Origin of the sequence: Shewanella sp. NFH-SH190041 (genome assembly GCF_024363255.1) — a bacterium.
In the GTDB taxonomy this organism is placed as follows: Bacteria; Pseudomonadota; Gammaproteobacteria; order Enterobacterales; family Shewanellaceae; genus Shewanella.
This window is the reverse complement of sequence record NZ_AP026070.1, coordinates 1,300,449-1,312,330: the sequence shown is the minus strand read 5'-3', so window position 1 is coordinate 1,312,330 and position 11,882 is coordinate 1,300,449. Positions and strand designations below refer to the sequence as shown.

The window sequence follows — 11,882 nt, the reverse complement described above, 5'->3', positions numbered from 1 at the left end:
GCCCTAGTTATTGCTCGCAGATATTTTCCTAACTAAAAATGATAGAAATAAAAAAAGAGGCTTAACGCCTCTTTTTTATTAATGCATTACAAAACTCACTGCAAAATCAACGCAGTTCTGCAGGAACAGCAAAGACCACATCTTCCTCGCGGCCAGCGACTTCAGTCACCACACTCGGTGCTCGCTCCGCAATGGCTTCAACGACTTGCTGCACTAATACTTCTGGCGCAGAGGCCCCCGCCGTGACTGCAACCTCAGTCACGCCGTTAAACCAAGCTGACTGCACATCATCTTTATTATCAACCAAATACGCCTGAGTACCGGCTTTTTCTGCCAGCTCACGTAAACGGTTTGAATTAGAGCTATTCTTAGAGCCCACCACAATCAGGAGTTCAACCTGAGAGGCCAGCTTACGCACAGCATCCTGACGGTTTTGGGTCGCATAACAGATATCATCTTTACGCGGCCCTTCAATATCCGGAAATTTCGCCTGCAATGCAGCAATCACATCTAAGGTATCGTCCACCGACAGCGTAGTCTGGGTCACAAAGCATAGATTCTGAGGGTCCTTAACCTGCAACGCCGCCACATCTTCCGGGGATTCAACCAGATAAACACCGCCAGCGGCGTTATCATATTGTCCCATGGTACCGACGACCTCAGGATGACCTGCGTGACCAATCAAAATGCACTCAACCCCTTTGCGACTGGCACGGGTAACCTGCAAATGTACCTTGGTCACCAGTGGACAAGTGGCATCAAAGACCTTTAAACCACGCAGTTTGGCTTCCGCACGTACCGACTGCGGCACCCCATGAGCACTAAAAATCACAATACTGTTATCCGGTACCTGATCCAGTTCTTCGACAAAAACGGCACCACGATCTTTTAAGTTCTGCACCACATAGCGGTTATGTACCACTTCATGGCGGACATAAATTGGCGGTGAAAACAATTCCAACGCACGTTCAACGATACTGATAGCCCGATCCACCCCGGCACAAAAACCACGGGGGTTGGCCAGCAGAATATTCAAACTGCCAGCAGAAGGGATTGGGGAGGAGTTTGGCATAATCAAAGTTCCTGCATCACTTCAAGTTCAAAAGTTACCTGATGTCCAGCCAACGGATGATTTAAATCCACCGTAACAGAATCACCGGCAACATCACGAATAATCCCCGGCACTTCTGCGCCATTGGGCGCAGTAAAACTGATGATAACACCGGGGGTTAACTCGATTGCCGCATCAAAGCGGGTCCGATCCAAATGATGAATAGCATCTGGGTTCACCTCACCAAACGCATCCGCAGCTGATAAGGTAAACCTGTGTTTGTCTCCGGGCTGCAGTGCAGCGACTTCGGCCTCAAATGCCGCACTCAGGCTTCCATCACCCAAATTTAGCCGAGCCGGTTTACCGGATGTCCTGGTACTGTCTGCGGTTGAACCGTCAGACAGTACAATATCCATATGACACAATAATGCACGCATCGACATGGGTTACTCCTTTAACACGTGTCCTAAGGGCTGGTTCAGTGTTTTTTACTGCGAAACGCATCCCAAATGATCAGCGCAGCACCAATACAAATGGCTGAGTCAGCAATATTGAATGCTGGGTAGTGGCTGGCTTTCCAATAAAAATCAAGAAAATCAACCACAAAACCATGCATTAACCGATCAATCAAATTGCCCAGTGCACCGCCTATAATCAGCGTATACGCCAGATTAAGGCGCCACTCACTGCTTTTTTGCCGGTACAGCCATAACGTCAGCACCACACTGAAACCAACCGCAATAGCGGTAAACAACCAGCGTTGCCAGCCCCCAGCGTCACTAAGGAAGCTAAAGGCTGCCCCATAATTGCGTACATAGGTAAAACTGAAAAACGGCAACAGTTTTACTGACTCATATAGGTCAAAGTGCGTCAGGACCCATTGTTTGGACCACTGATCGGCAAAAAAGACCACCAACACCACCCAATACCAGCGCAACCCACTGTTGCGCCAGTTTACCGGGCCTTTATCCATTTCTGCGGCCATCAGGTGTGTTCCTTAATCAGGCAAATTGACGGGCTTCACCGTCGCCTTCAATGTTGGTCACACAGCGCTGACACAGCGTTGGATGGGCTTCGATGGTGCCGACTTCTTCACGATAGTGCCAGCAACGCTCACACTTTTGCGCCTCGCTCTTGGCAATCGCCAGTTTCAATGATGCCAGCTCAGTCTCTACCGCATCAGCAGGTGCATCAGCCAATGGCAATACAGTCACTTTTGAGGTCAGCAGTACAAAGCGCAGTTCATCACCAATTTTGGCCAATTCCGCTGCCAGCGCATCATCAGCAAACAGGGTCACTTCAGCTTCCAAAGAACCACCAATGCGCTTATCACGACGGGCTTGTTCAATCACCTTGTTCACTTCAGTGCGGACAGTCAGCAGTTGCTGCCAGTAGTCATCACTCAGATCATCAGCCAATGTTACCGCTTGCAGACCGTCATACCAGTTTTGAGTGAAGACATAAGCATCACGCTTGCCTGGCAACAGCTGCCAGATTTCATCAGCAGTAAAGCTCAGAATTGGCGCAATCCAACGAACCATAGCTTCAGAAATCAGATACAGAGCAGACTGACAGCTACGACGAGCGTGACCTTCACGCTTAGCGGTGTACTGGCGGTCTTTAATGATATCCAGATAGAAGGCACCCAACTCAACGGAGCAGAACTGCATCAGCTTCTGGGTCACAATATGGAAGTGATACTTATCGTAAGCAGCCAGCAGTTCTTGCTGCAGCGCAGCGGCGCGGCGTACAACCCAGCGATCTAACGCCACCATGTCTTCCACAGCGATCATATCGGTCTCAGGGTTGAAACCACTGAGGTTAGCCAATAGGAAACGACAAGTGTTACGGATACGGCGGTATGCATCAGCGCTACGGTTCAGAATTTCATCAGATACCGTCATTTCACCACTGTAATCGGTAGCAGCAACCCACAGACGCAGAATGTCAGCACCCAACTTGTTGGTTACCTGCTGCGGTGCAATCACATTACCAATAGACTTGGACATCTTACGGCCCTTGCCATCAACGGTGAAACCATGGGTCAGTACCTGCTTGTACGGCGCTTTGCCATTCATCGCAGTAGAAATCATCAAAGATGACATAAACCAACCACGGTGTTGATCTGAACCTTCCAGATACAGATCGATATCTGCGCCGTGGAATTCAGGACGAGCAGCCACCACAGAGGCAAAGGTAGAGCCTGAGTCATACCACACATCTAGGGTATCGGTTACTTTACGGTACTGATCCGCTTCGTCACCCAGCAGCTCTTTTTCATCCAGATCCCACCAAGCCTGAATACCGTGCTGCTCAACCTTGTTAGCCACACGTTGCATCAGAGACACGCTGTCTGGATGCAATTCTTCAGTTTCACGGTTAACAAACAGCGCAATTGGTACACCCCAAGTCCGCTGACGGGAAATACACCAATCAGGGCGGTTTGCTACCATTTTCTCAATACGGCTCTCGCCCCATTCAGGGATCCACTGAGTCTGCTCGATTTCAGTTAGAGCTTGGCTGCGTAGCCCTTTATTATCCATGGAAATAAACCACTGTGGTGTGGCACGGAAAATAATCGGGGTTTTATGACGCCAGCAGTGAGGATAACTGTGACGATATGCCTCAAAGTGCATCAACGAGCCGGTTTCTTTCAGTTTTTCAACTACGGCATCATTGGCTTTAAAGACATGCATACCGGCAAAAAACTCGGTATCTGGCTTATATACGCCGTTATCCCCAACAGGGTTTGCCACTTCAATGCCATATTTCTGACCAACGACAAAGTCGTCCTGACCATGACCAGGCGCAGTATGTACCACACCAGTACCAGCATCTGTGGTCACATGATCACCCAAAATCGCCGGTACATCGAAGGCATAGAATGGATGCTGATAACGGGTCAGTTCCAATGCCTGACCTTGCACACGACCCAGCACAGTGAAAGCTTCAATCCCATAACGCTGCATGGCGGCTTCATGAAGCACATCAGCTAAGATCAGCGCACGGGTCTGACCATCCTGCTGGTACTCAACCAACACATAATCCAACTCAGGTGCGATAGATAACGCACGGTTCGCTGGCAGTGTCCATGGCGTAGTTGTCCAAATCACCATGGCAACTGGCGCGGTATAATTCTCTACCCCAAATTTTGCTGCAATGGCAGCACTATCAACGGCAGTGAATGCAACATCAATGGCTGGAGAGGTTTTATCTTCATATTCTACTTCGGCCTCAGCCAATGCAGAGCCACAGTCAGTACACCAATGTACTGGCTTCACACCTTTATGCAGGTGACCATTTTCGATCACTTTAGACAGTGAACGAATGATATTGGCTTCAGTGCCAAAATCCATGGTCAGATAAGGCTTATTCCAATCACCCAATACCCCTAAACGAATAAAGTCATCACGCTGACCTTCAACTTGGGTACGGGCATATTTGCGGCATTCTTCACGGAATTCCGCCGCAGAAATCTTCTGGCCCGGTTTGCCAACTTTCTGTTCCACTTTCAGTTCAATTGGCAAACCATGACAGTCCCACCCTGGTACATATGGCGCATCAAAGCCAGACAGGGTTTTAGACTTGATAATAATATCTTTCAGGATCTTGTTTACAGAGTGACCAATGTGAATACTGCCGTTGGCGTATGGTGGGCCATCATGCAGGATAAAAGGCTTGGCACCGGTACGGCTTTCACGGATTTGTTGATACAGGCCATCCTGTGTCCAGCGTTTCAACATTTCCGGCTCACGGTTGGCCAGATTGCCTCGCATCGGAAACTCAGTTTCCGGCAAATTCAGAGTAGATTTATAGTCGCTCATTGATCCTATACCATTAATTCAACAGGAATAGCCTGCTGATCAGCTTGCATCGTTGCTGAACAAAGCTTTCGCTTCATTCACATCTTTCAAGATTTGTTGTTTCAGTGCATCCAGAGATTGGAATGGCTGCTCATCACGGATTTTTGCCACCAGTTCCACTTCAACATGTTTGCCATAAAGGTCACCATCAAAATCAAACAGATGAACCTCTAATTGGCAGATTTGTCCCTGCACTGTGGGGCGAAAGCCAATATTGGCAACCCCTTCATATATGTCACTGTCCGACCAATATACCCGAACAGCAAAAACCCCCCGAACCGGCACAACATTACGCTTGAGCGCCACATTTGCCGTGGGAAATCCTATCGTCCGCCCGATTTTCTGTCCATGGGCTACTCGGCCACTAATCGTGTATGGATGCCCCAAGAGCCGCCGAGCCTGTTCTAAATGTCCCAATGCCAACTGCTGACGTACTGCCGTGGAACTGACCCGGTGATCGCCGAGCAGAAAACTACGGGTATTTTCCACCGCAAATCCCTGCCGTTCACCAGCCTGCTGCAACATAGCAAAATTGCCTTTGCGGCCGCGGCCAAAACAGAAATCATCCCCAACCACTAGATATTTGACGCCCAAGCGCTTTACCAGCAACTCATTGATAAAATCATCTGCAGGAATATCAGCAAATTTGTGGTTAAAGTTAACACATACCACGCGATCAACGCCAAGCTCTTCAAGCAGCATCAATTTATCCCGCAGCAAGCTGAGCCTAGCCGGGGCATCACAGCCCCGAAACAATTCCTGTGGTTGGGGTTCAAACAGCATGACAGTCGCAGGCAATTTATATTGCTTGGCCTTCGCCAGCAATCTGGTGATAACCTCAGCATGACCTCGGTGAACCCCATCAAAATTGCCGATTGTCAGCACACAACCATGGTGTGCTGGCAGAATATTATAAATACCGCGAATGAGTTCCATTTTACTTTCAACGACTGCCAGACGGAAATCGTGGGATTATATACCCAAGCCCGCCCAAGATGCGAGTTTGGCGGCTAACTCAACCCCAGAGTGAAACCACTGTCACACTGCGCTAGATTTGGCTTTCATTTTCCATGGCCGGATACCCAACAATAACAGCATCAACAGATAGCTAATCGTTCCGGCGCAAATCAACCGCACCAAATGCCAACCCCGTTCACCAATATGCCAAGCCATCCAACTCTGTTGCGAAGGCAGTAACCAAACCAACACACCAACCATCACCAAGGCTGACACGAGGACTTTAGCAAAAAAGACCCAAGTATAACGGCTGAATTGATAGACCCCTTTGGCTTTCAAACCTCGATATAACATAGTGCCGTTTAACAACGCAGACAGCGAAGTCGCAATCGCTAAGCCAACATAACCGAACGGAATCGCAAAAATCAGGTTGAAGACCATATTGCTCAACATCGCGACAATGCCATACCTTACCGGCGTTTTGGTGTCTTGCCTGGAGTAATAGCCCGGCGCCAAGACTTTTACCATCATAAAACTCAGCAGGCCGCTGCCATAAGCCATCAAAGAGTAAGATGCCATTTGCACATCATTGAGGCTGAAAGCACCGCGCATAAACAGCACCATCAACATGGGTTGAGCCAATACAATTAAGCCCAACATCGCTGGCAGTCCCAGTAGCAAAATAGCCCGAACCCCCCAGTCCATCGTTTGGGAAAAGCCCTCACTGTGCGCATTCACATGCTTTTTCGACAGTGCAGGTAAGATCACCGTAGCAATGGCAATACCAAACAATCCCAAGGGAAATTCCAGCAAACGATCAGAATAATACAGCCAGCTAATTGACCCCGTCATCAGAAAACTGGCAATAAAAGTATCAAGCAAAAGATTTATCTGTGAAACAGATACCCCAAATAGAGCCGGCAACATCAGGGTTCGGATTTTAACGACTCCGGGATGATGCCAGCCCCAACTGGGCTTAACGAGTGCATTCTCCCGCAGTAAAAATGGGATTTGGAACAGAAACTGCACCAATCCACCAACAAAGACACCAATCCCTAAGCCAATTTCAGGCTGAGTCATCCCCGGCGCAAGGTAAATTGCAGCAGCAATAATCGCGACATTAAGAAAAACTGGCGTAAAGGCTGATACCGCAAAACGTCCCCGAGTATTGAGTACCGAGCCCGCCAATGCCGTAAAAGTAATAAACCACAGGTAAGGAAAAGTAATTTTCAATACCATGGCCGCCAATTCAAATTTAGCGCCGGCAGGCTCACCATGTAACCAAGCGACAAACCACCCAGTACCAAACAACGCAGCCAGCACAGGGGAAGCAATAACACCGACTAAGGTGACGACTGTCACCAACACCCCAAGCGTACCGCACACTTTCGATAGCAGCTCACGTGTCGCATCCGGAGATTCTTTTTCTTGGTATTCTGTGAGTACCGGTACAAATGCTTGAGCAAACGCACCTTCGGCAAATAGGCGACGAAGAAAATTGGGGATTTTATTGGCAAAAAAGAATACATCGGCACTGCTGCCGGCCCCCATCAAATTGGCTATCACCACATCCCGCACCAAACCGAGGACACGTGAAATCAAGGTCATGGCACTAACAATCAAGCCAGACCTCAGTAGTTTTTTACTCAAAAGACCCCCAAATAGGCCGAAAAGAATTTGTGCAGGGCTGCAAAAATTCAATCCAGTCCTGTCATACCGCTATTTTTACTGATAGAATTACGCCACATTTTACATGAGTTGGGTTGGGGATAGCCAAGTCAGGTTGAATTAATTTGTCTTTATGATGGATATTCAATCATTGCCATTGACAAAATGGCAAAGTACAGGCATATTCCTCGGCCTTTGAAAGTATTAAACCCATTTTTAGGAGTTGCACCTTGGCTAATAGCAAGACTGCAAAGAAGCGCGCGCTTCAATCTGAAAAGCGTCGTCAGCACAACGCAAGCCGTCGTTCTATGCTGCGTACCTACGTTAAAAAAGTTATCGCTGCTATCAAAGCTGGCGATCACGCTGCTGCTGTTGAAGCTTTCGCTGCTGCACAACCAATCGTTGACCGTATGGCAACTAAAGGCCTGATCCACAAGAACAAGGCTGCCCGTCATAAGGCTCGTCTGAACGCTAAGATCAAAGCACTGGTTGCTTAATTCTTATCGACAGATAAAAAAAACCGGCATTCGCCGGTTTTTTTATATCTTCAACTTAGTCAGTTCAATATTAATAGTTGTCAAAACAACAAAACTACCGGGATAATTAGCTTAGTTATCAATAACATTACATGCCTATGCACCTCGGTCAGTTTGGGCGTAATATAGAACCATAAATCGCTTCTTGTGGAGGGTTTTATGATGAACATGTCAGAAATGAGCTTTATAGATTGGCAACGTCAATTTCATTCAGAAAATGCCTGTCTTGATTACCTGAAAATGCAGCGATGGCCGGATGGATTTATCTGCCCTAAATGTGGTCATCGTCAAGCCTATCAAATCCATACCCGTGAGCTTTATGAATGCTGTCAGTGCCATAAGCAAACATCCGTGACATCTGACACGCTGTTTCACGGCACGCATATCCCGCTGTCTAAATGGTTTACGGCCATTTATTTTATAGGGTCAGACAAAGGCGGAATATCAGCATTACGGCTCAAAAAGCTCATTGAAGTTAACTGGCGAACGGCAAGGTTGATACTGAAAAAATTGCGTATCGCAATGGGGCACAGAGACAGACTGTATTGGTTATCTGGCAACATAGAATTGGATGATTGCTTGGTTGGCGGCAAACAAAAAGGTAAACGTGGTCGAGGCGCGGCAGGGAAAACACCGATAATTGTGGCCGTTGAAACCCAAGGTGAACGAGCCGGCTATATTGCCATGCAGGCTGTTAACCGTATCAGCCACCAAAGTGTCGAGCAATTTGTGCAAGCGCATATTCTCCCCAATCAATATGTTCGCTCAGATGGGCTACGTGCATTGACTATCATTGATAAAACCCAGCATCACGAAGCCAGAGTGACGCCGAAAGAATTGGTTGATGAGTGGCTCCCGTGGGTACATATCGCCATTAGCAACCTGAAAACATTTATTCAGGGCACATTCCACGGAATATCCAAAAAATATGTACAGGAATACCTCAATGAGTTCATTTATCGTTTTAATCGCAGAAGAATAGAAAAACAAATTCCTATGCGGCTGTTAAATATAGCTATTTTTCATTCACCTATGAACTCATGCTGAGCAAAGTGCATAGGCATGTAACATTATTGTCTTTTAACTATTCTATTTATTTTAAATACAAAAGCATTTACCGGCGACAAATGATATCAACCGATAAATGCTTCAAACAGTACTTACTGCAAACTAAACAAATACCAAAAAGATAATTTATCAGACTCGCCCACACAGTTTAAGCCCAATCATTGCCGCTACAGTACCCACCATTCAATAAAACAAACCAGTAATGACGACCAAGTTTCTGAGTTGCAAATATATACAAAGTTAACGACTGTACATATCATGCAGTAATTGAATGACAGCTTTTACCTCTTCACTTTTCAGTGAATAGTAAACAGTTTGAGCTTCCTTGCGAGTCGTAACTAAATTATCTTTACGTAACCAAGCTAAGTGCTGAGATAACGCGGACTGGCTTAAACCCAGTTTTTTATTCATCTCTCCAACGCACATCTCACCTTCATTTAGCAGGTAACACAAAATAAATAAACGGCGCTCATTGGCTAGCGCTTTTAAAAGTACGACAGCGTGATCTGCTCGTTGTTGCATTAATTCGATATTCATGACGAGCTATTTCTCCTAATACAAACCCCGAACCTAATATAGCCCCGCCTTACAGATTGAGTCGGGACATAAACCACACTTTTTACTAGATTGTTTTTAAAAATGGGATGTATGTAAAACTATTCATTAATTCTGATGAAAACTAACATATTCAGCCGCTTAATTTGACTGCTATCCTACCTGCTCTCCTTTGCCTAATAAGAAAATGCCTCTTTTAAAAATCAAAATGTAGCAAAGCGATTACTACTCGCTCATGGTAATGGTTTCTAACCGCAGTCAAATAAAAAGCCGCATCACCAACATAAAACCTCAATGCAATAGGATTGAGCAACCTAGATCACCGACAAACTAAAGCATGCCGTCGGCAAGCAAGAGAACCCTTACGTTATCAGCGCGTCTGTTATGCTTTTGCACAGCTTAATACCGACTTACGACCAGCATTTGAGCATTTAAAGGCTCTAGAACCCTGATATAAAGAGAATCACCAGTATTAGGTGCGTAATTGTGCTCAATGACATGCACAGGGTAATGAAACAACATTTGCTCCAACTCTGGGGCTGAGCCAGCTCAGAAGTATTTACCTAAGTCACATGTTCACTTGATAATGTCTAGGGTCTGTTGACCTTTCAAGTTTGTTTTTGCAGCGATTTGAGGATGCTTTATACCAGGCAGAGGCTTTGATAGGTAGTTGCGCCACCTGATAAGCCGATAACGCAGTAGAAAGGAGCCTCAAACGCTGCCCGCAGGGTTCGGCCAAAAGCGTTTTACGCTTTGTTGAGCGGTTCTTGCTTAGAATAACTAGGCGGCAAACCACTCGCCGCGATTAAAACGCTTTATCTCGAACAAAATTTAATCACGAAACGTCAACAGCCCCTAAGGACTTGACGGAAGAAAACAGAGAAATCATTGATATGCTGTCAGTGTTGCAATCACTCTCTCGTGGCTAAAATTGAGCAAATTCACTATGAGTTAAGTCAAAAACATCTAGATGATGCTTGATCATTGCTAACAAAATTAACCGCTAAGATAACGAAACCTATAAAGAAGATTGGTTCTTATATCGTCCCATTTCGGTTATCCTCCCCCTTGAGCATGGGCATAGAAGCTCTGAGATGAAGCATAAAGACAACAAACATCTCAATTTATGTACAATACACTCAGCTCATAACACACATGCTGTAACTATTAAATGCAAGTCATACATTGAAGAATCGCCTCAGCAATATTGCTCATCCGTGAGTCATAGTCATAACAATGAAGCCTTGTTATTGCCCATCACGCAAAAACAATGGCGCTGCAGATGTAGATAACTCGGGGCTGTAATAATAACCATCAACATCAAACTGAGTTAATTCATCCACTGTTTTGATATGATTATCAATGATGTATCGACTCATCAAACCACGCGCTTTTTTAGCATAGAAACTGATGACTTTATATTGCCCATTTTTATAATCTTTAAAAATAGGGGAAATAATTTGGCCCTGGATCTTGCTCGGCTTCACTGCTTTAAAATATTCATTAGATGCCAAGTTAACTAAAATATCATCTCCCTGCTGCGCTAAGGCATCATTAATCGCATCAGTAATGATATCGCCCCAGAACATATATAAGTTTTTCCCCCTTGGATTTGCCAAGCTTGTCCCCATCTCCAAGCGATATGGCTGCATTAGATCCAACGGCTTTAATAAACCATATAGCCCGGATAGGATGCGTAGATGTTGCTGTGCATAGGACAACTGTACAGCCTCCATCGAGTCAGCATCTAACCCTGTGTACACATCACCACGAAAAGCGTATATCGCCTGTTTAGCATTCTCTGGGGTAAACTCTGCTTGCCACTGGGCAAAACGAGCCGCATTTAATCCAGCAATTTTATCGCTAACTTTCATCAACGAAGCGATCTGAGCAGGAGTCATAGTTCGACAAACATCTATCAATACCTGACTTTGTTCCAATAATGTCGGTAGCGAAAACTGCTCAGTTCCAGCAGGATGCTCATAATCCAACGTTTTAGCCGGTGAAATCACGATCAACATGCTCCAATCTCCTTGATATTAATACAATGAATCGGCGTCAATATCCCTATACCACTAGCTACTCATCTCTGGGGATATAACGCTATATCAGCATTTTTCATTTGCAGATAAACGCGGTGTTAATAACAAATATCATACTGATCGATATAAAAAAAACCACGCC

10 protein-coding genes are annotated in these 11,882 nt (G+C 45.9%); 2 read left to right on the top strand and 8 right to left on the bottom strand.

The annotated features are described in order from the left end of the window. Window positions 1-106 precede the first annotated feature (106 nt). The 6 genes from ispH to murJ all read right to left on the bottom strand — a co-directional run bounded on the left by ispH (window position 107) and on the right by murJ (window position 7,521). On the bottom strand, window positions 107-1,036 hold the full coding sequence (gene ispH / locus NFHSH190041_RS05790; RefSeq protein WP_261925057.1) for a 4-hydroxy-3-methylbut-2-enyl diphosphate reductase: 930 nt from the start codon (window positions 1,034-1,036) through the stop codon (window positions 107-109). A 38-nt stretch (window positions 1,037-1,074) separates the two neighbouring features. Next, window positions 1,075-1,494 carry an FKBP-type peptidyl-prolyl cis-trans isomerase gene (fkpB, locus tag NFHSH190041_RS05785; RefSeq protein ID WP_261924330.1) on the bottom strand — a complete coding sequence of 140 codons (420 nt, stop codon included), beginning with the start codon at window positions 1,492-1,494 and terminating at the stop codon, window positions 1,075-1,077. A gap of 35 nt (window positions 1,495-1,529) precedes the next feature. Then, complete coding sequence (gene lspA, locus NFHSH190041_RS05780; RefSeq protein ID WP_261925056.1) at window positions 1,530-2,024, bottom strand: signal peptidase II; 495 nt, start codon at window positions 2,022-2,024, stop codon at window positions 1,530-1,532. A 28-nt stretch (window positions 2,025-2,052) separates the two neighbouring features. Next, entirely contained in the window at window positions 2,053-4,875 is a 2,823-nt protein-coding gene (gene ileS, locus NFHSH190041_RS05775; RefSeq protein WP_261924329.1) for an isoleucine--tRNA ligase, read from the bottom strand. Window positions 4,876-4,914: 39 nt separating this feature from the next. Beyond that, window positions 4,915-5,850, bottom strand: a complete 936-nt coding sequence (gene ribF, locus NFHSH190041_RS05770; protein WP_261924328.1) for a bifunctional riboflavin kinase/FAD synthetase — start codon at window positions 5,848-5,850, stop codon at window positions 4,915-4,917. A gap of 102 nt (window positions 5,851-5,952) precedes the next feature. Further along, a complete protein-coding gene (gene murJ / locus NFHSH190041_RS05765) occupies window positions 5,953-7,521 on the bottom strand; it encodes a murein biosynthesis integral membrane protein MurJ (protein ID WP_261924327.1) in 1,569 nt (522 codons plus the stop codon). Between the two features lie 248 nt (window positions 7,522-7,769). Between murJ and rpsT the strand changes: the two genes are divergently transcribed. Both rpsT and NFHSH190041_RS05755 read left to right on the top strand, forming a co-directional pair. Next, window positions 7,770-8,036 carry a 30S ribosomal protein S20 gene (gene rpsT, locus NFHSH190041_RS05760; protein ID WP_261924326.1) on the top strand — a complete coding sequence of 89 codons (267 nt, stop codon included), beginning with the start codon at window positions 7,770-7,772 and terminating at the stop codon, window positions 8,034-8,036. Between the two features lie 201 nt (window positions 8,037-8,237). Continuing rightward, window positions 8,238-9,122 carry an IS1595 family transposase gene (locus NFHSH190041_RS05755; protein WP_261925010.1) on the top strand — a complete coding sequence of 295 codons (885 nt, stop codon included), beginning with the start codon at window positions 8,238-8,240 and terminating at the stop codon, window positions 9,120-9,122. A 261-nt stretch (window positions 9,123-9,383) separates the two neighbouring features. Here the strand turns inward: NFHSH190041_RS05755 and NFHSH190041_RS05750 are convergent, their stop codons facing one another. Further along, window positions 9,384-9,680, bottom strand: coding sequence for an ArsR/SmtB family transcription factor (locus tag NFHSH190041_RS05750; RefSeq protein WP_261924325.1), 297 nt, complete (start codon window positions 9,678-9,680; stop codon window positions 9,384-9,386). A 1,265-nt stretch (window positions 9,681-10,945) separates the two neighbouring features. Beyond that, the gene (gene yaaA, locus NFHSH190041_RS05740; RefSeq protein ID WP_261924323.1) at window positions 10,946-11,719 is read right to left on the bottom strand and encodes a peroxide stress protein YaaA; all 774 of its coding nucleotides are present in this window, start codon (window positions 11,717-11,719) and stop codon (window positions 10,946-10,948) included. Window positions 11,720-11,882: the final 163 nt, after the last annotated feature.